Below are 20574 nucleotides of genomic sequence, written 5' to 3' on the forward strand. Positions count from 1 at the left end.
TAATTATGATATGTATAATAATAAATATAATGAGTGGGTAAATGACTCACCTTAATTAATTACTTCAAGATGAGCCATTTGGGCGCTAATTAATGCAACTTCAGGCGTGGACGAATAACGCGGTTAATTCCTCCAACCAGCATCATCAAACCTGTTTTAATATATCCATGCAAAGCTACCTGATGCATACGATACAAAGAGATATAAACCATACGAGCAATACGGCCTTCAACCATCATTGAACCACGCATCAAGTTCCCCATCAGGCTACCAACAGTACTGAACTTGGATAATGAAACCAATGAACCATGATCTTTGTAAACATATTCTTTCAATGGTTTTTCATTCAACAATGCCAGGATATTGTCATAACAACGGCTTGCCATCTGGTGAGCAGACTGCGCACGAGGAGGAACAAAACCCCCTTCTTTTTTCGGGCATGATGCACAATCCCCAATGGCAAAAATATGATCATCTCGTGTGGTTTGCAAAGTGGGTTTTACAACCAATTGATTGATACGGTTGGTTTCCAATCCACCGATATCTTTCATAAAGTCAGGCGCTTTAATTCCCGCAGCCCAAACCATCAAGGAAGCTTTGATCTGCTCACCCTCTTTGGTATTCAACCCATGCTCATCCGCACTGGTCACCATTGTCTTGGTTAAGACCTTAACACCCAGCTTAGTCAACTCTTGATGGGCTGCGCTGGAAATACGTGTCGGCAATGCAGGCAAGATACGCTCTCCTGCCTCAACCAAAGTCACGTTCAGGGCGTCTGAATTCAGGCTTTCAAAGCCATAGCTGTTAAGTTGCTTAACCGCATTATAAAGTTCCGCGGAAAGCTCTACGCCCGTCGCACCACCACCAACAATCGCGATATTCACTTTTTCTTCTGCACTGTGATTTGCAGAATATTTCAGGAACAGGTTCAACATTTCATTGTGGAAACGATGTGCCTGTTGCGGGTTATCAAGGAAAATACAATTTTCCTTCACACCCGCCGTGCCAAAATCGTTAGATTGGCTACCCAATGCCATAACAAGAATGTCGTAAGCCAGTTCACGCTCTGGTACTAACAAATCACCATCTTCATTACGGATACCAGCCAGAGTAATTTTCTTTCCTTCACGATTAATATTCGTGAGTGTGCCGAGCTGGAAATTGAAATAATGGTTGCTTGCATGAGCCAAATAACTCAATGCATCAACACCATCATCCAGAGAACCCGTTGCAACTTCATGCAATAGTGGTTTCCATAAATGGCTATTATTGCGATCCACCAAAGTAATTTCGGCTTTTTTCTTACGCCCTAATTTGTGTCCCAAACGCGTTGCCAGCTCTAAACCACCAGCGCCCCCACCAATGATGACAATTCTTGTCTTTGGCGTTGTCATGAATACCCCACTGAAAATACAACATAATGTTATGTAAGGCGCTAAGTTCGTTTCTTTACGTAAAAACCTTGAATAACGTCCTTAAATAACTTCAAGCTAAACAAATTTCATATTGAAAATATCTCCAGAATATCATGGCAGGTCAGTTGGTCATACCAAAAATAATCACAACTAAATTCTTTTGATTAATTAGACATCAATCACAAAAATTGTTCACACAAACCCTGTAACTCCCGATTAGCTTTTTGCCAACGTTCCGATTGCTGTAATTCTTCCAAACTAAATTGTTTGCCTTGATGGTATAACTGTTTGACTTTAGGTGATTCAATGATCGGTAAGTTATCCAGCACACTGACTGCCCCTTCTCGATTGTTGCACACTAAAATCATGTCACAACCGGCATCTAATGAGGCTTTAGCCCGTTCAGCATAACCGCCCATCACTGCGGCGCCTTCCATCGACAAATCATCAGAAAAAATAACACCTGCAAATCCTAATTGCTGACGAAGTATGGATTTCAACCAATAAGGTGAACCACTTGCAGGACGGTGATCTATCTGCGGATAAATCACGTGAGCAGGCATAATGGCATCCAACAGATTACGTTGGATAAAATCGTGGAAAATCACCATATCATGACAACTAATGGCATCCATAGGACGATTATCCCGTGGCGTTTCTTTATGGGAATCAGCTGTCACGGCACCATGGCCCGGAAAATGTTTCCCTGTCGATTTCATGCCCGCAGAATGCATTCCTTGAATAAATTTTTCCGCCATTGCCATCGCAGGTTCAAGTTCTTCATGGAATGAACGTTCACCAATGGCTATGCACTTATGCCCTAAGTCCAATACTGGCGCAAAGCTGATATCGATATCCATTGCGATCATTTCTGATGCCATTAACCAACCAGACTCTTTTGCCAGATGTGCTCCCATAAGCATGTCATGTACACAAGCAAAAGATTGTGCCGCAGGTAAACGCGTAAACCCTTCATGAAAACGCTGAACACGTCCGCCTTCCTGATCAACAGCAACCACCAAACGGTGGCGGGAAGCTGCGCGAATTTGGCGCACCAATTCACGTAATTGTGCTGTATCGTGGAAGTTGCGGGTAAATAAAATTAAGCCACCCACTAATGGATGCTGTAAAATTTCACGCTCTTCATTATCCAATTCATAGCCAACAACATCTAACATTACTGGCCCCATAGCCTTCCTCACTTCTCTTTAAATTGGTTATTAGATTCACTACGCCAGGTTAAAAGCCTGGCGTAAGGGATGTACCAGCGATAAAAATTGTTGTTCTCTTGTCTGTTGCCAGCGCACTTCATACCACATTAACATCATATAACTGACCCACGGCTCCCATCGCTTAATCTGTTGTTGCAATAAGTGGATATCTGAATATCCTGATGCCTGGGCACAATAATACTCTAAAAAAGTTTTTTGCTGCACTTCATCCCATTGATTTCCCTTGAATAGTACAGCCAGAGAAAAACCAATATCGACATCCGCAGCGTACTCCCAATCAATCAATTTTAACCCTTTTTCCGTCATTAATAGATTATCAGGGTGAACATCCATATGAGCCGGAGCGATTTTAAGTGCGGCAGGCATCCTTCTTGTTATAAAAAATTTGTGCAGACGTAACCAACGAGGAGATAAACGTTTTCTGTCAATCTGCTGCCATTGGAATGCAATTTGTTTTTTTAATTGAAAGGGGTAACCCAATGGAGAATAGTTATGAAGAAGAGCAAGCAGCTGGGCTAATGGCTGCTGTAAAGCTGACTGGCCCAGTGTCTCGGGTTTTACTTTTGCCCCTGTAAGCCACTCAAGCAATAACCAGGTTCCGTGCATAGACACGACTTTAGGCGCAATGCCGATGGAAGATAACCGCCGCAAAATCCGATTTTCTCGTTGACGATCCACTCCAAGCATTTCACTATGCGGTGTTTGTACGCGTCCGACCATCTGACACACTTCATTTGTAACTGTATTAGCAATAGAGTAACTTCCCTGTGTCAAACCCGTTAATGGCCTAATTTCCCAAGAGCCTGCGGGAATATCAGGCCATAACTGACACAACACCCTGAGCAAAGCGTCGCCATTAGTTAACGTCACCACGGCCCGACCAGAGTATTTCGCCAGTTTTAACCAGCATTAACTGCATCTCCAGATCACGCTGTCCATGATTATTGGAAACAACAGAATAGAGAACATAATCGGCATTTAAATAACGTGCCAATCCAATGGACTTACTGCGCAACCCCAGGCTATCTTCCGATGATAACCCTAGCGCCTGTCTGGCTGAATAGACTTGGGATTTCGGTACAACCTGAAAAGTGTGTTTATTGCTGATGACATTCGTAATTGCATCTGTAGCTTTCAGGGTTCGCAATGAGCCATTCGTATTATTCTTGACAGAATCGACAAGCAGTAATTTTCCCGCTTCCACACCATCAGCATTAACCATCTGATCCACTAACGGCTGAACAATACTATCCCAATTAATAGATTGAATTTTAGGGGGCTGAGGAACTTTTTCTGATGGTCCTACCGACGGTTCCGGTTTTTTCTCTGGCTCCACCGGTGTAACAGGAGCAGGCTTTTGTGTTTCTGGAACAACACAACTCGCCAGCAACATTGCCGATAATATAACAAAGAGAATTCTTTTCATTAATCTACTCCAGTTACATCACTACTTTGTACCGATATACATAAATTAAGTTATTATTTTGCTAATAGCGGTCCCAATGGACGTCCACCCACTAAGTGCATGTGGATATGGAAAACTTCCTGTCCAGAATGGCGATTACAGTTCATGATCAAGCGATAACCATCTTCTGCAATGCCTTCCTCTTTTGCTATTTTGGCTGCAACAGTAAACAGACGTCCCAAAGCAAGTTCATGATCAGCGGTAACATCATTAACGGTTGGGATCAATACATTGGGTACGATCAAAACGTGGGTTGGTGCCTGCGGGGAAATGTCGCGAAATGCAGTGACCAAATCATCCTGATAAATAATATCAGAAGGAATTTCTCGACGGATGATTTTACTAAAAATAGTTTCTTCTGCCATTTTACTTCTCCTGTTTATTGTGAGGCTTAAAAACACCGTGTGACACGACTAACTTAGTTTTCTTTAATATTGATATGAAACAGTTCACAAAAATTTCTGGTCGTCACCGCAGCCAATTCTTCAATATTGACGCCTTTCAATACTGCCATATATTCAGCAACATCACGTACATAAGCTGGCTGATTCTGTTTGCCTCGATGGGGAACCGGTGCCAGATAAGGTGAATCGGTTTCGACCAGAATGCGATCGAGTGGCACATATCTTGCCGCTTCACGGATCTGCTCGGCATTGCGGAAAGTGACAATACCAGAAAAAGAGATATAAAAACCCAAATCCAGCAAAGCCTTTGCCGTTTCTTTATCTTCCGTGAAACAGTGCAATACTCCCCCACAATCCTGGACTTTTTCTTCCCGCAAAACCATCAATGTATCGTCTCTTGCGTCACGGGTATGCACAATCACTGGCTTATTTAATTCACGGCCAATGCGAATATGTTCGCGAAATGAAGTTCTCTGGAGTTCAGCATTTTCTTGCTGATAATAATAATCCAGGCCAGTTTCTCCCATTGCGACAACGTCTTCATCCGCAGCCAGTCGGGCAAGTTCTTCGAAATCGTAACCTTCATCCAAATTCAATGGATGGATGCCGCAGGAATACGCTACGTTTTCCCGTTTACCAATCAGTGCCTTCATTTGCTGAAAACCAGGCAACGTGGTTGCCACCGCCAGCATATATTTCACATCCCGTTCGGCCGCTTTCGCCACAACATCATCTACACTTTGGTGCAGCGTTTCATAATCAAGGCAATCGAGATGACAATGCGAATCAACTAAAAACATAATATGCTCATATCTAACTAAGTTATTGTGCAGGACAAAATTGCCTTTCCCAATTGAGTAATTGTTCCGTTAACAACAATTCCCGATTGACTCCCACCACAGATAATAATTGATGACGACAATGCACCCAATCATCAACTGTCTTTAATAATGTTTCTACACTTTGGCTGGCAGCAAGATAATGAATCAGAGCCTGCTGATCCTGGTTAATACAGTAATTCTGCGCCTGCTGCCGCCATTTCACTGCATCGGATAATAAGCTGATCAACCAATGTAAAGATTGCTGTACATCATCACGATTCAGTAAGGGTAAAAGTGTCAGGGTATCACATTTATGCAACGCCTGTTCAATCGCCTGGCAAAGTGAATTCCTCTGCTGCCATTTCTCCGTCTGGAGTAGTTGCTCAGCGGCCAATGGTGCTCCCTGAGAAAGTTTCAATGCTGTTTGTGCATCTAAAGAGGATATCGCCGGAAGCTGTTTTTGGAGCCAATAAAGTCCCATCGAAGATTCAGGAACTGAAATAAAATAGTAAAAACAGCGGCTACGTAGTGTTGCCAGCAAATTTATAGGGTTTTGACATTGCAACAAAAAGTAGGTGTTTTGCGGTGGCTCTTCCAACGTTTTCAATAAGGCGTTAGAAGCTGCATCAGTCAGGGATTCTGCGGATGTGATCCAGGCAATTTTGGCACCCCCTTGCTGAGAATATTCATAGAGCTTCTCACTGAGCCGACGTACTGCATCTACCCCAATAACATTTTTTCCCTTTTCAGGCGCAAGAACATGCCAGTCAGAATGCGTTTCCGCTAACATCAAATGACAGCCGTGGCATTCGCCACAGCTTTTAATGCCCTGTTTATTCTGACACATTAACCAACGACTCAAACCATACAATAATGCATCAGCTCCCATTCCGGCATGAGCATGAAGCAAAATAGCATGATGACCACGCCCCTGTTGGTGGAGTTCAACTAACTGACGGTATGCATGATTGAGCCACGGATACCAGTTCATGTCTGAATTTCCTGTGCTTTTAGTCAATGTTCTTTAACCAGGCAAGTAAGGTATGGCGAATATCATCCTGCACTTTTTCCAGTGGTTGGGTGGCATCAATCTTTTTGATACTGTCATCTTTCGCCATAAGTTCGAGATATTTTGTACGGGTGCGATGGAAGAAATCTAAGGATTCCTTTTCAATCCGATCTAATTCACCGCGTTCAAGAGCACGTTGTAAGCCCATTTCCGGTGGTACATCAAGGTAAAGCGTTAAATCTGGCGAAAAATCCCCCAATGCAGCATTGCGTAGTGACGCCATCAACTGCTGATCAATACCTCGGCCTCCTCCCTGATAAGCCTGGGAAGAGAGATCATGACGATCACCAATGACCCAAGTTCCCTTTGCTAACGCTGGCTTGATAATATTTTCTACTAATTGAACCCTGGCAGCATATAACATTAATAGTTCTGCTTTATCTGTCAGTGATTCTCCTTCAACCCCTTGTTTGATCAGCTCACGGAGTTTTTCTGCTAACGGTGTCCCACCAGGTTCACGGGTAAGCACCAAATCAAAAATACCCTGCTGCTTCAAGGTTTCAACCACTGTCTGGATTGCTGTTGTTTTTCCAGCACCCTCAAGCCCTTCAATTACAATAAATTTGCTACTCATTTATCCTGCTTTAACCTTTGGCGATAAAGGCTTACTGCCTTATTATGTGCTACCAGATTGGTGGTGAATGTGTGCCCTCCATCGCCATTCGCCACAAAATACAAATATTCTGTGACGGCAGGATGTGCTGCCGCCTTAATTGAAGCCAAACCTGGCATGGCGATAGGAGTGGGTGGCAACCCATCAATCATATACGTATTGTATGGTGTAAATGTGTTGAGATTGCTGCGAAAAATCGTACCCGTATATTTATCTCCCAATCCATAAATGACGGTTGGATCAGTTTGCAGTTTCATCTTTAACCGCAGACGATTCACGAATACAGAGGCAACTTTAGTTCGCTCAGATTCAATTGCGGTCTCTTTTTCAATGATAGAGGCCATGATCAACATTTCATAAGCACTGTTATATGGCAGGCTCTTTTCCCTGTTTTCCCATTCCTGCCCGACGATTGTTTTCATTTTGTTATGGGATCGTTTAAGCAGCTCCAGGTCACTCGTGCCTGCTGTATACAAATAGGTATCAGGATAAAACCAACCTTCCAGTGACTCATCTTCTTTCATGCCTAAAGCAGCAAGCAGCTCTTTCGGTGTCTTATTTTCTATCTCATGTTTTAAGTATGGCGCATTCTGCAATATTTTTGCCCAATCAGAAAAGCGACTACCTTCAACAAAACGAATGGCAAACTGAGTTTCTTTGCCACTGGCAAACAATTGCAGGACAGACTGCAAAGACATACCTTTTTGCAAACGGTAAGTTCCAGCCTTAAACTTTGCTAACTCTGGTTTAAAGCGGAATAGCCATGGCAGTAATTGACTATCTTCAATCAATTTATGCTGAGTCAATAAGGCTTGCAGTCCAGCACGCCCCGTTCCCGCCGGTACAGTAAATATAAGCTCCTGGCTAAGATTAATATCTTGAGCAGCAAAGTTCTCTATTTTCTTCATAAAAGAAAAAAATACGATCACAGCGATTGCAATAAGCAAGCCGGGCAGAATGAAAATGCGCTTTTTTAGTTTCATCCGGTAATCACTTTATTTGTGCTTCTGAATACTGACTTGCTAAGGTTTTAAACATTCAGGTAATAAATATTCATGCAACTCTCTTGATTGATATTTCCACGCCGGTTGATTTTTATGCGCTTGAATTTGACTTACTGGCAATACTGGCATTAAGGAATTACAGATAATCACTTCGTCTGCATAAGCCAAAGCTTCAGGATAGCGCATAACACATGATAAGCTATAATCACTTTTCGCCAACAATTCGATGATCTTCCGTCGCATGACCCCTTCCACTCCACTCTGGCTGAGATCAGGTGTATAAACATTTTTTCCTTTTCGCCAGAAAATATTAGCCGCACCGCATTCAACTAATAAACCATCACTATCAAGTACCAGCGCTTCGTCTGCTCCAGATTGTTCAATGAACCGTTTGATCAATACCTGCTCCAAACGATTTAAATGCTTAATACCGGCCAGGTAGGGATTAATTCCCATCGAAATGGGGCTAAGAGTCAATGACACACCTTTTCGACGCTGAGTAATATATCGTTCAGGATATGAATTCAAAGATAAGATCTGTGTAGGTTCAGTCGTGTCATCAAAGCCATAACCACGGCCTCCCGTTCCTCTGGAAAGAATGATTTTCAACACACCGGAATCACACCCTTTCACTACCTGTTTAATATGGTTCTCAAGTTGGAACCAATCCAGTGCTGGCATAAAGAGTTTTTCAACACCTTTCTGCAACCGTTTTATGTGCAAAGGTAGCAAAGCCGGTATCCCTTGCTCAACCCTTATTGTAGTAAAACAGCCGTCACCAAACTGCACCGCACGATCATTAACAGGTATATGATCGCACTGATTCCCATTAATCCAATACGTCATGTTAACTTCTTATTTTTGATAAAAAAGCCCCAACATTTGTTGGGGCTTTTTATAAACACAAGGTGATTTTAGATCTTACGGAAAATCAATGACCCATTGGTGCCACCGAAACCAAAAGAGTTACACAATGCGTATTCCATCCCTTCAACGTTGCGTGCTTTACCCGGAACTAAATCCAGACGACAATTCTCATCCTGATTCTCCAAGTTAATGGTTGGAGGAATAATCTGATCACGCAGAGAAAGAATAGTGAAAATAGATTCAATCGCGCCCGCTGCACCCAACAAATGGCCTGTCATTGATTTGGTTGAACTCACCAATACTTTAGTGCCTTCCCCAAAAACAGACTCCACTGCGCGTGCTTCTGCAATATCACCAACTGGCGTTGAAGTACCATGAGCATTGATGTAACCCACTTGCTCTGGTGAAATTCCCGCATCTTTCAGGGCATTTTGCATCGCTAAAGCAGCACCTGCGCCATCTTCAGGAGGTGATGTCATGTGGTAAGCATCGCTGCTCATGCCAAAGCCAACAACTTCAGCATAGATTTTCGCGCCGCGTTTTTTCGCGTGCTCATACTCTTCAAGTACAACAATACCCGCGCCATCGCCCAAAACAAAGCCATCACGATCTTTATCCCAAGGGCGACTTGCACCTTGAGGATCGTCATTACGCGTTGACAATGCACGTGCAGCACCGAACCCAGCAACCCCAAACTCAGTGCTCGCTTTTTCTGCACCGCCCGCCAGCATAATGTCAGCATCATTATAGGCAATAATGCGAGCTGCATGACCGATGTTATGTACGCCAGATGTACAGGCAGTTGCAATAGAAATGCTCGGACCACGAAGACCATAAAGGATGCTCAAATGGCCCGCCACCATATTGATGATGGTCGAAGGTACAAAGAATGGGCTGACCTTACGAGGCCCTGCCGATAACAGTGTACTATGATTTTCTTCGATCAGACCCAATCCACCAATACCAGAACCAATAGCAGCACCAAAGCGGCTAGCATTGGCTTCTGTTACTTCGATTCCTGCATCTTCAATAGCTTGTTTGCCCGCAGCAATACCATACTGGATGAAGAGATCCATCTTCCGTGCTTCTTTGCGCGAAATATTGAAATCTTCATGATTAAAATTCTTCACTAAACCTGCAAACTTCGTTGCATGGTTAGAGGTATCAAAATGTTCGATAAGGCCGATACCACTCTGTCCGGCACAAACAGCATTCCAAGAAGACGCTACTGTATTGCCGACAGGAGATAACATGCCTAGTCCGGTCACGACTACTCGACGCTTAGACACGGTTATCCTCCAGGGAGGGAAAAAATTTGAGACGAAAAACATAGGCGGTCGAACGACCGCCTAGGCATGTGTGCTTATTTACCTGCGTTTTCAACGTAGTCAATAGCAGCTTGAACTGTAGTGATTTTTTCAGCTTCTTCGTCTGGGATCTCGATATCGAACTCTTCTTCCAGAGCCATTACCAGTTCAACTGTGTCAAGAGAATCAGCGCCCAAGTCATCAACAAATGAAGCTGTGTTCACAACTTCTTCCTCTTTAACACCCAGTTGTTCAACGATGATTTTCTTAACGCGTTCGTCGATAGTGCTCATACTATTAAATTTCCTATCAAAACTCGCTTTTGCGATGGTTTTCGTAGTTTATAAAATACAGGAAAAGATGCAACCAAATCCCGGCTGGTCGAACCACAATCTGCTTTTTTTGTATAAAAAACACATCAAAAACAGTAGGTTCGCTCATTTTTAGATCATGTACATGCCACCATTGACATGCAATGTTTCACCCGTGATGTAAGCGGCCTCGTCAGAAGCAAGAAACGCTACAGCACTGGCAATTTCCTTTGCATCACCAAGACGATTAGCAGGTATTCCAGCAGCAATGCCTGCACGTTGTTCGTCTGTCAACGCTCTGGTCATATCCGTTTCGATAAAACCAGGTGCAACAACGTTAACAGTGATGCCACGGGAAGCGACTTCACGAGCCAATGATTTACTAAAACCAATAACTCCTGCTTTCGCTGCCGCGTAATTCGCCTGCCCCGCATTTCCCATTGTTCCAACAACAGAGCCAATGGAAATAATACGTCCATAACGTTTTTTCATCATAGAGCGCATTACTGCTTTTGACAGACGAAAAATCGAAGAAAGATTCGTGTCAATAATATCTTGCCACTCATCATCTTTCATGCGCATCAACAAGTTATCACGAGTGATGCCTGCATTATTAACTAAAATGTCTATTTCACCAAATTCAGCACGAATATTCGATAGTGCATTTTCAATGGATTCTGAATCTGTGACATTTAGTACAAAACCTTTGCCCTTATCACCCAGGAAGGCACTGATTGCTTCAGCTCCCTTCTCACTGGTTGCGGTGCCAACAACACGTGCACCACGTTCTACCAATAATTCTGCAATCGCGCGACCTATACCACGGCTCGCGCCAGTGACCAGTGCAATTTTTCCATCAAAGCTCATGTTTTCCCCAGTTATTTGTTCAGAGCAACTGTGAGTGATGATACATCATTTACTGCTACAGCACTTAAAGTATCAACAATACGTTTCGTTAACCCAGTGAGGACTTTACCTGGCCCGATTTCCAGCAATTGTTCAACCCTAAGCTCTGCAATATATTCTACTGACTCTGTCCAGCGTACAGGATTATACAACTGACGAACCAAGGCGTCCCGAATAGCATCAGCAGATTTTTCTACTTTTACATCGACGTTATTCACGACAGGGAATTGCGGCTGGTTAAATTCAACATCTTGCAATGCAACTGCCAGTTGTTCGGCTGCGGGTTTCATCAATGCACAATGCGAAGGCACACTAACGGATAATGGCAAGGCTCGTTTTGCACCTGCCGCTTTACACGCCGCTCCCGCACGCTCTACAGCCTCTTTTTCACCTGCGATAACCACTTGCCCAGGTGAATTAAAATTAACCGGTGAAACAATCTGACCTTGCGCTGACTCTTCACATGCCTTTGTAATGGACTCATTATCTAAACCAATAATGGCATACATGGCTCCCTGCCCTTCTGGTACGGCTTCTTGCATCAACTTCCCACGCAATTCGACAAGTTTAATAGCTTGCTGGAAATCAATCACGCCAGCACAAACCAGTGCAGAATATTCGCCAAGGCTATGCCCTGCCATTATGGAAGGTACTTTACCACCTTTCTCCTGCCATACACGCCAAATCGCTACTGAAGCTGCCAGCAATGCAGGTTGCGTTTTCCAGGTTTTATTTAGTTCTTCTATAGGTCCTTGCTGAACCAAGGCCCATAAATCATATCCCAAAACCGCAGAAGCCTCTGCGAACGTTTGCTCAACCAATGGAAATTCTGCGGCTAAATCAGCCAACATACTCAGAGATTGAGAACCTTGACCGGGAAACACCATTGCAAAATCAGACATGTTTATTTTCCTGTTAAATTAAAAACGTACCAGCGCTGAGCCCCAGGTAAAGCCACCGCCAAATGCTTCAAGTAAAATAAGTTGGCCGCGTTGGATCCTTCCATCACGCACCGCTTCATCGAATGCAGTCGGAATAGATGCAGCCGAGGTGTTGCCATGACGATCCAAAGTCACAACCACCTTATCCATTGTCATATCTAATTTCTTGGCTGTTGCCGCAATGATACGCAAATTCGCTTGATGAGGAACCAACCAATCAAGCTGCGAGTGAGGCAGATTGTTAGCTTCTAAAGTTTCATCAACAATATTAGCTAATTCACGCACGGCAACTTTAAAGACTTCATTACCAGCCATAGTGACATATTCTGGCGTATCACATTTTACTCGGCTTTGATGAGGCAATGACAGTAAATCACCATAACGGCCATCAGCATGAAGATGAGTAGATAAGATGCCTGGTTCCTCTGAAGCCCCGACGACCATCGCTCCTGCTGCATCGCCGAAAATAATCACCGTGCTGCGATCTTTAGGATCAACAACTCTTGAAATAATATCAGAACCGATTACCAGCGCATGTTTAGCCGCACCCGTTTTAATAAATTTATCGACAACACTCAACGCATAAGTAAAGCCGGCACATGCCGCTGCAACGTCAAAAGCCGCAACACCAGGAAGGCCCAGCAATTGCTGAATTTGGCAAGCTGCGCTTGGAAAGGCGTGCGTTGAGCTTGTTGTGGCAACAACGATTAAGTCAATCTGTGCTTTATCGATGCCCGCCATTTCAATGGCCTTTTCAGCAGCTTTGAAACCCAAAATGGCAACATTTTCATCTTCAGCCGCGATACGGCGTTCACGAATGCCCGTCCGAGTAACAATCCACTCGTCAGACGTCTCTACCATTTTTTCTAAATCTGCGTTAGTACGCACCTGCGCAGGCAAATAACTGCCCGTACCTAAGATCTTTGTATACATTTATGTTTATTCACTCTTGGGTAATACTGCATCCAGCCGGGCAGCGATTTTGTCTGGAACCTGCTTCTCTGTAGCTTGAATTGCTTGATCGATAGCCGCCTTGAAAGCATGTTCATTAGCAGCACCGTGACTTTTTATGACGATGCCACGCAAGCCTAATAACGTTGCTCCGTTATACTGGTCAGGGTTTAGATGGCCGAACCGTTTAGTTACCTGTCTTAGTAACCATTTTTTAACTATCTTCATCTTGAATAGTTTCATCAACCAAGATGATTTTTTTTGCTGACCATCCGGTGACTTTACCAGAGATAAGATCACTCTGATCGCACCTTCCATCGTCTTCAGCGTAACATTACCTGCGAAGCCGTCACATACGAGCACATCCGTTTTTCCCGTCAGTAACTCATTTCCTTCCACATACCCGATATAATTAATCGTTGGGATATTACGCAAGGTTATAGCGGCTTCGCGGATATTATCCAGCCCTTTGGATTCCTCTTCCCCGATGTTGAGTAACGCAACACGTGGATTATCCACACCAGCAACATACTCCGCCATGACAGCGCCCATAATCGCAAACTGAACTAACATGCTGCTATTACAATTAATGTTAGCGCCTAAATCTAATACAACTGTCTTCTGCTGTTTTAGATTAGGTATCACCGTCATCAATGCAGGCCGTTCAATTCCTTCAATGGATTTCAGCATCAATTTTGCCAATCCCATCAAAGCCCCTGTATTTCCTGCACTGACACAAGCCTGTGCTTCGCCCGACTTAACTAAGTCCAGAGCTATACGCATGGAAGTACCGTGACTGGAACGGATGGCTTGAGACGGCCTTGCATCGCTGGAAACGACATGTTCCGCAGGAATAATTTGCAAACGGCTAAGCAGCTCAGCATTTTGATTTGCAAGCAAAGGAAAGATGGTTTCGGGATTGCCGACCAACAATAGCTTCAGTTGTGGATTAGATGCCAGTGCCTGCAATGCAGCAGGCACCGTAACGCGAGGACCAAAGTCCCCACCCATAGCATCTAACGCTAAGGTTAGATTAGCCAAGATATCAACTTGCTAATGGTTAGCTGAAATTACTTGTTGATTACCTTGCGGCCACGGTAGTAGCCATCAGCAGTCACGTGATGACGCAGGTGAGTTTCACCAGAAGTTTTGTCTACAGAGACAAGTGTTGCAGTCAGTGCGTCATGAGAACGACGCATACCACGCTTAGAACGAGTTGGTTTATTCTGTTGTACGGCCATTGACCTTACTCCTTAAGTACTTTTCTTTAAACTGGCTAATACGGCAAACGGGTTTGGTTTTTCTGCTTCAGGAGGCAGCGTACCAAACACCATGTCCGCGTCGGACACTTCACAGTGTTCAGAATCATGTACCGGAACTACCGGCAGAGATAGAATTATTTCATCTTCAATCATTGCCAGCAAATCTATTTCGCCAAATTCGTTAACGTTTATTGGCTCATACTCTTCCGGTAATGCCTCAGCCTGCTCATCATTGACGACCGGGCTAAAACAATACGTTGTGTGAACATGATGACTGAAATTACTGCCACAGCGCTGACAGGCAAGCGTAACATCCACTTCGGAATGCCCTTTTACGACTGCCAGACGCTGCTTATCAATTTCAAATGATAATGAGCTATCTACATCACCATCCACACTGACCACAGTTTCTGCAAGACGAGAAACTTGCCCAGCAGAATAACTACCGTAGTAATCCAATCTTTTCTGAGCTGCTCGAAGTGCATCGATGGTCAGGGGTAATTTTACCTTTTGCATAAGGCGCGCATATTATCTTTGTAATGAGACATAGTCAAAGAAAAAGGCCACACATCTGCGCCTTTCCGTCAAATATTCGCTTATTAAGCGGCGTATAGTTTAAAATGCCTGCAAATATTTCTCTACGTATTTTATGGAAAAAAAGATGCTTCCGATTGTTTTATCGTCAACTTCCGAATATCGCCGCCTATTGCTAGAAAAGCTGGGATTACCTTTTACCTGTGCTTCTCCCAATATTGATGAAAGCCCGCTGGAAAACGAAAGTCCAAAACAATTGGTAATGCGGCTGTCACAGGCAAAAGCTCGCACTTTACAGCGGGAGTATTCTGGTCACCTCATTATAGCGTCAGATCAAGTTTGTGTTTTGGATGACGAAGTGACCGGCAAACCCCATAATTTTGAGAATGCTTTCTTACAATTGAAAAAAGCCAGTGGAAAATGTGTCACTTTTTATACTGGCATTACCTTATTCAATAGCAAAACAGAAGTGGTTGATACTCGTTATGAGTTATTCCATGTTTATTTCAGAGACCTGACAGAAACAGAAATTATTTATTATCTAAACAAAGAAAAACCCTTCAATTGTGCTGGTAGTTTTAAAAGCGAAGGCTTAGGAATTACATTATTCGAAAAGCTTGACGGCAAAGATCCAAACACACTGATCGGTTTACCATTAATCACGTTGACAGAAATGCTGATCCGTCAGGGGATAAACCCACTGACGGTATGCCCTTAATGATTATTATGCCGCAATATTCTTAAACATTTCCGCAATCTATCATCCATTGGGGCTTCGAAACGCAACGTTTCTCCCGTGGATGGATGGGTAAACTTTAATGAGCTGGCATGTAAGAACAAGCGGTCAAGTCCTGTTTCTGCCAGCTGAGCATCAAATGTTCTGTCACCATAGCGATCATCAAACGCAATGGGATGACCGGCATGTAAAGTGTGCACTCGGATCTGATGAGTCCGCCCTGTCACTGGGCTTGCTCGCACCAGTGTCGCAAACGCATACCGTTCTTCAACTTTAAAACGTGTCTCAGACGGTTTGCCTTCTCTACTGACTTTAACCACCCTTTCCCCACTTTGCAGGATGTTTTTTAACAAAGGTGCTTCTACAACTTTACAATGGGATTGCCATTGCCCACGCACTAGTGCCAAGTAGTCTTTTTGCATCTGTTTCAAACGTAATTGTTCGTGCAAGGCCCGCAATGCAGAACGTTTTTTCGCAATCAACAAAATACCGGATGTATCGCGGTCAAGCCGATGCACCAGTTCAAGAAAACGGGCTTCAGGACGTAAAGCTCGTAACCCTTCTATCACACCAAAACTCAGACCACTGCCCCCATGCACTGCGGTTCCTGAGGGTTTGTTGATGACTAAAATATGGTCATCTTCATACAAGATACATTCCGTTAAAGCAGCAACCTTATCCAACTTAACAGATACAGGCGTTTCTTGTTTTTCTGCAACTCTAATCGGTGGGATTCTGATGACATCACCTGCTGTCAATTTATATTCAGGCTTGATTCTTCCTTTGTTGACTCGCACTTCACCTTTACGCAAGATCCGATAGATCAGGCTCTTAGGTACACCTTTTAAACGGGCCAGCAAAAAGTTATCAATTCGCTGACCGGCATATTCGTCATCAACTGTGACAAACTGTACAATTTGATTATCTGTTTTCATGGTCAAGATTCTAATAATCCAACCAACAGAGCGCCACTCATTTTTAACTATGTCTAAATAACAGTCATTTTTCTTACTTCATTGTTTCAGGTGACTTAGGATAAAGACTAAATATTAACAACTTATCACTATTTCCTAATAAAAAAAGCGTAAAGCGATAAAGTCACCTTGCTATCACCCCAATAGCAATGGAATAATGCTTTCTGGCCACAGTTTACTAAACTATGAATGGCAAGATTGAAATTGTTTGTTATCTGTTTGATCGAGCAAAAACGCAGCAATGGCATAAGACGTAATGTTCGATCAAATAATTTATGGGCTGCGGGTGGCAGCTTACTGGATTGGGCAAAATCTGTACCTATTTATTACAGCATCCCAATAAAGAGTACTGTGTTCAAATGAAATTCAGACTCGCCGACAAATAGGCGCCTCTATACAAACGATAGCCGTGAGGCTGGCGGTTTTGTAAAAGACACGAGGTCATCGGTAACTAGTAGCTCGCCTCTTTTTTACTCGCAGCTCTATATTCATGTAAAAAATAATGAGTAAGTTAGAATGAAAAGAATGTTAATCAACGCAACCCAACAGGAAGAGTTGCGTGTTGCCCTTGTTGATGGGCAACGTCTTTATGATTTGGATATTGAAAGCCCTGGACACGAGCAGAAAAAGGCAAATATATATAAAGGGAAAATTACCCGAATTGAACCTAGCCTGGAAGCTGCTTTTGTTGATTACGGAGCAGAACGTCATGGTTTCCTCCCCATAAAAGAAATTGCTCGCGAATATTTCCCAAGTAATTATCACTCCCATGGCCGCCCTAACATTAAGGATATCCTTAAAGAAGGCCAGGAAGTTATCGTCCAGGTTGATAAAGAAGAACGAGGTAACAAAGGGGCAGCTTTAACAACCTTTATTAGTCTGGCTGGCAGCTATTTAGTCCTGATGCCGAATAACCCAAGGGCAGGTGGAATTTCTCGCCGCATTGAGGGTGATGATCGCATCGAATTAAAAGAAGCGCTTTCTTCTCTTGAAGTTCCAGAGGGTATGGGGCTTATCGTTCGCACCGCCGGTGTAGGCAAATCGGCTGAAGCTTTGCAGGGTGATTTGAACTTCCGCCTGAGACATTGGGAAGCCATCAAAAAAGCCGCCGACAGTCACCCCGCCCCCTTCCTGATCCACCAGGAAAGCAATGTTATCGTGCGCGCATTCCGTGATTATCTGCGCCCAGATATTGGGGAAATCTTGATTGACAACCCTAAAATCCTTGATTTGGCACGCCAGCATATCACTGCACTGGGACGCCCTGATTTTGCCAGTAAAATCAAACTGTACAGTGGTGAAGTCCCGCTGTTTAGCCATTATCAAATAGAATCGCAAATCGAATCGGCCTTCCAGCGTGAAGTTCGGTTACCTTCCGGCGGCTCTGTGGTCATTGATACGACGGAAGCTTTAACGGCTATCGATATCAACTCATCTCGCTCAACTCGTGGTGGTGATATTGAAGAAACGGCATTTAATACCAACCTGGAAGCAGCTGACGAAATTGCACGCCAATTGCGTCTGCGTGACCTCGGTGGTCTTATTGTTATCGATTTCATTGATATGACACCAGTGCGTCACCAACGTGAAGTTGAAAACCGGCTGCGTGACGCTGTGCGACAAGATCGCGCTCGTATTCAAATTGGCCGAATTTCCCGCTTTGGCTTACTGGAGATGTCGCGCCAGCGTTTAAGCCCATCTCTGGGTGAATCCAGCCACCATGTCTGCCCGCGTTGTAGCGGCACCGGAACTATTCGTGATAATGAATCACTGTCCCTGTCAATTCTGCGTTTAATCGAAGAAGAAGCACTGAAAGAAAACACACATCAGGTTCATGCCATTGTCCCTGTACAGATCGCTTCTTACTTACTGAATGAAAAACGGCGGGCAGTCAGCGATATTGAGCATCGTCAAGGTGGTGTGGGTGTTGTTATTGTTCCAAATGATCAAATGCAAACGCCACATTTCTCTGTCCTACGTGTACGTAAAGGCGAAGAAATTTCAACTTTAAGTTATTTGCTGCCACAGCTGCATGAAGCGGAAATGACAAATGTTCAAGACGATGCCCAGCATGAACGCAAACGTCCAGAGCAACCAGCCATTTCAACTTTTGATCTGCCAGCAACAGAAGCCGCTGCACCGGCAACAGCAAAAGTAAAAACAAAAGAGAAAAAAGTAGTCACTAATAACCAGCAACAAACAGAAAAACCAGGCTTGTTCAGCCGATTCTTCAGTGCCCTGAAAAAAATGTTCAGTGGTGAAGAAGAGAAACAAACCCAAGAAAAAGGCAAAAAACCGGCTGGCAATGATAATCGTCGCTCATCAGAACGTCGCAACCCACGCCGTCAGAATCAACGTCGCGAAAGTGAAGCACGTAATAACCGTGAACGTGATGAACAGCGTAAGGGCCGTAATGTCCAGCAGAAAAACAATGTTCAGGATAGCACTGTGCTGGATAACGAAGCGCGTGAAGCACAGCAGCAGCAACGCCGTGAACAACGTGCCGAACGTCAACGTCGTCGTCAGGAAGAAAAACGGCAGCAACAAGCTCAGCAGACCATCAATCGACCTGACATTGTCGAAGAAGAAGTTGAAGAGCGTCAGCCAGTCATGCCTCGCCGTCAGCGCCGCCAGCTTGAGCAAAAAGTACGAATCACTGACGAACTGAAACCAGAAACTAACATTGTAGCCTTACCTGCTGTAATGCCTGAATCTGTATCAGAAGACGCTCATAAAGAGACAAAAGCGTCTGTACCGGCTGTTATTGATACCCATGTTGAAGCTGCTAACCAACCTGAAATGCCGCAAAATGCAGATTCACAAAACTCTGCACCACAAGCCGCCGTTTCACAACCAAATAATGAGCAGCAAGACAACATAATGCCGCGTCGTTCCCGCCGCTCCCCACGCCACTTGCGTGTCAGCGGTCAGCGTCGTCGCCGCTACCGTGATGAACGTAATCTGTCTCAATCACCAGTACCATTGAACATGGCTGTCGTATCGCCAGAACTGGCATCAGGAAAAGTATGGGTTCGTTATCCTGTTACACCTGTGACTATGACTGAACCTGAAATCCTTGCTTCTGTTGATGTGATTAATGAAACGGTTGAAGAAAAAACACTCCCTGTACAACAGGAAAAAGTTATTCTGGTGCCATCAATCACAGAATCAGCACCAACGACAACAGTACCTCACGTCGAAATAGCAGAACAACAAGACAGCCTCACTCATGATGACAATGTGAAACTTGTTGTTGATAGCGTTTCCATTGCCACACCACTAGAACCGGAATTAGAAAGACCTAACGTTTCGGAACCAGCAAACGTGGAAGCTGTCATCAATCATGGTGAAAAACAGTGGTCAGAAATTTTAGGGAATGAAGAGCCACATATCCTAGTTTCACATGATGCTGAAAAAATGCGCCATACGGTAGAACCCATCATTATGACGTCGATTGTTAAACAGGAACATCATGAAGAACAGCCAACTGTCGCAACGGAAATGTGCCTTAAGGCAGAGGAAGTTAAAGCGGAAAAGAAAACAGTTGTTGAGTCTTCGATTATCGTGGAAAAAAATCATCACGCTTACTCCCCAATGATGAAGGCACCAGCACCGGACATGATGACCCAACCTGTGATTATCACTGAATGGCAACGCCCTGCTTATCCATTCAAAGGTAAAGGTGGTGCGGGTGGACATTCTGCAACAAGTATTGCAACTTCTGCTATGTCTAAGCCACAGCCATTCGAATAATTGGATACT

The 20574-nt window shown here is 44.0% G+C and carries 21 protein-coding genes; 2 read left to right on the forward strand and 19 right to left on the reverse strand.

Annotated features, from left to right (window positions below; genetic code table 11):
- Positions 1–89: 89 nt before the first annotated feature.
- The 18 genes from IQ211_RS05920 to yceD all read right to left on the reverse strand — a co-directional run bounded on the left by IQ211_RS05920 (position 90) and on the right by yceD (position 15084).
- The gene (locus IQ211_RS05920) at positions 90–1394 is read right to left on the reverse strand and encodes an NAD(P)/FAD-dependent oxidoreductase (RefSeq protein ID WP_189758242.1); all 1305 of its coding nucleotides are present in this window, start codon (positions 1392–1394) and stop codon (positions 90–92) included.
- Positions 1395–1594: 200 nt separating this feature from the next.
- On the reverse strand, positions 1595–2605 hold the full coding sequence (gene nagZ / locus IQ211_RS05925; RefSeq protein WP_189758241.1) for a beta-N-acetylhexosaminidase: 1011 nt from the start codon (positions 2603–2605) through the stop codon (positions 1595–1597).
- Positions 2606–2644: 39 nt separating this feature from the next.
- Entirely contained in the window at positions 2645–3520 is an 876-nt protein-coding gene (locus IQ211_RS05930) for a phosphotransferase (protein ID WP_282885475.1), read from the reverse strand.
- Positions 3504–4073, reverse strand: a complete 570-nt coding sequence (gene lpoB, locus IQ211_RS05935; RefSeq protein ID WP_189758240.1) for a penicillin-binding protein activator LpoB — start codon at positions 4071–4073, stop codon at positions 3504–3506. The genes IQ211_RS05930 and lpoB overlap by 17 nt, the downstream gene beginning before the upstream one ends.
- 53 nt (positions 4074–4126) lie before the next feature.
- Entirely contained in the window at positions 4127–4477 is a 351-nt protein-coding gene (hinT, locus tag IQ211_RS05940; RefSeq protein ID WP_047767386.1) for a purine nucleoside phosphoramidase, read from the reverse strand.
- A 53-nt stretch (positions 4478–4530) separates the two neighbouring features.
- The gene (locus IQ211_RS05945; protein WP_189758239.1) at positions 4531–5316 is read right to left on the reverse strand and encodes a metal-dependent hydrolase; all 786 of its coding nucleotides are present in this window, start codon (positions 5314–5316) and stop codon (positions 4531–4533) included.
- 22 nt (positions 5317–5338) lie between these two features.
- Positions 5339–6328, reverse strand: a complete 990-nt coding sequence (gene holB / locus IQ211_RS05950) for a DNA polymerase III subunit delta' (protein WP_189758238.1) — start codon at positions 6326–6328, stop codon at positions 5339–5341.
- 19 nt (positions 6329–6347) lie between these two features.
- Positions 6348–6980, reverse strand: coding sequence for a dTMP kinase (tmk, locus tag IQ211_RS05955; RefSeq protein ID WP_189758237.1), 633 nt, complete (start codon positions 6978–6980; stop codon positions 6348–6350).
- A complete protein-coding gene (gene mltG / locus IQ211_RS05960; RefSeq protein ID WP_189758236.1) occupies positions 6977–8002 on the reverse strand; it encodes an endolytic transglycosylase MltG in 1026 nt (341 codons plus the stop codon). The genes tmk and mltG overlap by 4 nt, the downstream gene beginning before the upstream one ends.
- Positions 8003–8041: 39 nt before the next feature.
- Positions 8042–8869 carry an aminodeoxychorismate lyase gene (pabC, locus tag IQ211_RS05965; protein WP_189758235.1) on the reverse strand — a complete coding sequence of 276 codons (828 nt, stop codon included), beginning with the start codon at positions 8867–8869 and terminating at the stop codon, positions 8042–8044.
- A 68-nt stretch (positions 8870–8937) separates the two neighbouring features.
- The gene (gene fabF, locus IQ211_RS05970) at positions 8938–10179 is read right to left on the reverse strand and encodes a beta-ketoacyl-ACP synthase II (RefSeq protein WP_189758234.1); all 1242 of its coding nucleotides are present in this window, start codon (positions 10177–10179) and stop codon (positions 8938–8940) included.
- Between the two features lie 74 nt (positions 10180–10253).
- The gene (gene acpP, locus IQ211_RS05975; RefSeq protein ID WP_012989255.1) at positions 10254–10490 is read right to left on the reverse strand and encodes an acyl carrier protein; all 237 of its coding nucleotides are present in this window, start codon (positions 10488–10490) and stop codon (positions 10254–10256) included.
- A gap of 150 nt (positions 10491–10640) precedes the next feature.
- Positions 10641–11375, reverse strand: a complete 735-nt coding sequence (gene fabG, locus IQ211_RS05980) for a 3-oxoacyl-ACP reductase FabG (RefSeq protein ID WP_189758233.1) — start codon at positions 11373–11375, stop codon at positions 10641–10643.
- Positions 11376–11386: 11 nt separating this feature from the next.
- Positions 11387–12316, reverse strand: a complete 930-nt coding sequence (gene fabD / locus IQ211_RS05985) for an ACP S-malonyltransferase (protein ID WP_189758232.1) — start codon at positions 12314–12316, stop codon at positions 11387–11389.
- A gap of 18 nt (positions 12317–12334) precedes the next feature.
- On the reverse strand, positions 12335–13288 hold the full coding sequence (locus IQ211_RS05990) for a beta-ketoacyl-ACP synthase III (protein ID WP_189758231.1): 954 nt from the start codon (positions 13286–13288) through the stop codon (positions 12335–12337).
- 6 nt (positions 13289–13294) lie between these two features.
- The gene (plsX, locus tag IQ211_RS05995; RefSeq protein WP_189758230.1) at positions 13295–14347 is read right to left on the reverse strand and encodes a phosphate acyltransferase PlsX; all 1053 of its coding nucleotides are present in this window, start codon (positions 14345–14347) and stop codon (positions 13295–13297) included.
- A gap of 29 nt (positions 14348–14376) precedes the next feature.
- On the reverse strand, positions 14377–14547 hold the full coding sequence (gene rpmF / locus IQ211_RS06000; protein WP_004253223.1) for a 50S ribosomal protein L32: 171 nt from the start codon (positions 14545–14547) through the stop codon (positions 14377–14379).
- Positions 14548–14559: 12 nt separating this feature from the next.
- Positions 14560–15084, reverse strand: a complete 525-nt coding sequence (gene yceD / locus IQ211_RS06005) for a 23S rRNA accumulation protein YceD (protein WP_189758229.1) — start codon at positions 15082–15084, stop codon at positions 14560–14562.
- A gap of 145 nt (positions 15085–15229) precedes the next feature.
- Here yceD and IQ211_RS06010 point away from each other — a divergent pair, with 145 nt between their 5' ends.
- Positions 15230–15820: a Maf family protein gene (locus IQ211_RS06010; protein ID WP_189758228.1), complete on the forward strand. Its 591-nt coding sequence runs from the start codon at positions 15230–15232 to the stop codon at positions 15818–15820.
- Here IQ211_RS06010 and rluC read toward each other — a convergent pair.
- Entirely contained in the window at positions 15817–16773 is a 957-nt protein-coding gene (gene rluC, locus IQ211_RS06015) for a 23S rRNA pseudouridine(955/2504/2580) synthase RluC (protein ID WP_189758227.1), read from the reverse strand. The genes IQ211_RS06010 and rluC overlap by 4 nt on opposite strands.
- Before the next feature lie 555 nt (positions 16774–17328).
- On the opposite strand from rluC, the gene rne reads away from it, so the two are divergent.
- Positions 17329–20565: a ribonuclease E gene (gene rne, locus IQ211_RS06020; RefSeq protein ID WP_189758226.1), complete on the forward strand. Its 3237-nt coding sequence runs from the start codon at positions 17329–17331 to the stop codon at positions 20563–20565.
- The last annotated feature ends 9 nt before the right edge of the window (positions 20566–20574 follow it).

The organism is Xenorhabdus griffiniae, from assembly GCF_015163655.1.
Classification (GTDB): domain Bacteria; phylum Pseudomonadota; class Gammaproteobacteria; order Enterobacterales; family Enterobacteriaceae; genus Xenorhabdus; species Xenorhabdus griffiniae.

Coding starts and splice junctions, on each gene's coding strand:
- tmk (WP_189758237.1), bottom strand. CDS start 6,980: ATGAGTAGCAAATTTATTGTAATTGAAGGGCTTGAGGGTGCTGGAAAA.
- fabD (WP_189758232.1), bottom strand. CDS start 12,316: ATGTCTGATTTTGCAATGGTGTTTCCCGGTCAAGGTTCTCAATCTCTG.
- yceD (WP_189758229.1), bottom strand. CDS start 15,084: ATGCAAAAGGTAAAATTACCCCTGACCATCGATGCACTTCGAGCAGCT.
- hinT (WP_047767386.1), bottom strand. CDS start 4,477: ATGGCAGAAGAAACTATTTTTAGTAAAATCATCCGTCGAGAAATTCCT.
- holB (WP_189758238.1), bottom strand. CDS start 6,328: ATGAACTGGTATCCGTGGCTCAATCATGCATACCGTCAGTTAGTTGAA.
- IQ211_RS05945 (WP_189758239.1), bottom strand. CDS start 5,316: ATGTTTTTAGTTGATTCGCATTGTCATCTCGATTGCCTTGATTATGAA.
- nagZ (WP_189758241.1), bottom strand. CDS start 2,605: ATGGGGCCAGTAATGTTAGATGTTGTTGGCTATGAATTGGATAATGAA.
- mltG (WP_189758236.1), bottom strand. CDS start 8,002: ATGAAACTAAAAAAGCGCATTTTCATTCTGCCCGGCTTGCTTATTGCA.
- acpP (WP_012989255.1), bottom strand. CDS start 10,490: ATGAGCACTATCGACGAACGCGTTAAGAAAATCATCGTTGAACAACTG.
- IQ211_RS06010 (WP_189758228.1), top strand. CDS start 15,230: ATGCTTCCGATTGTTTTATCGTCAACTTCCGAATATCGCCGCCTATTG.
- IQ211_RS05990 (WP_189758231.1), bottom strand. CDS start 13,288: ATGTATACAAAGATCTTAGGTACGGGCAGTTATTTGCCTGCGCAGGTG.
- rpmF (WP_004253223.1), bottom strand. CDS start 14,547: ATGGCCGTACAACAGAATAAACCAACTCGTTCTAAGCGTGGTATGCGT.
- rluC (WP_189758227.1), bottom strand. CDS start 16,773: ATGAAAACAGATAATCAAATTGTACAGTTTGTCACAGTTGATGACGAA.
- fabG (WP_189758233.1), bottom strand. CDS start 11,375: ATGAGCTTTGATGGAAAAATTGCACTGGTCACTGGCGCGAGCCGTGGT.
- rne (WP_189758226.1), top strand. CDS start 17,329: ATGAAAAGAATGTTAATCAACGCAACCCAACAGGAAGAGTTGCGTGTT.
- lpoB (WP_189758240.1), bottom strand. CDS start 4,073: ATGAAAAGAATTCTCTTTGTTATATTATCGGCAATGTTGCTGGCGAGT.
- IQ211_RS05920 (WP_189758242.1), bottom strand. CDS start 1,394: ATGACAACGCCAAAGACAAGAATTGTCATCATTGGTGGGGGCGCTGGT.
- pabC (WP_189758235.1), bottom strand. CDS start 8,869: ATGACGTATTGGATTAATGGGAATCAGTGCGATCATATACCTGTTAAT.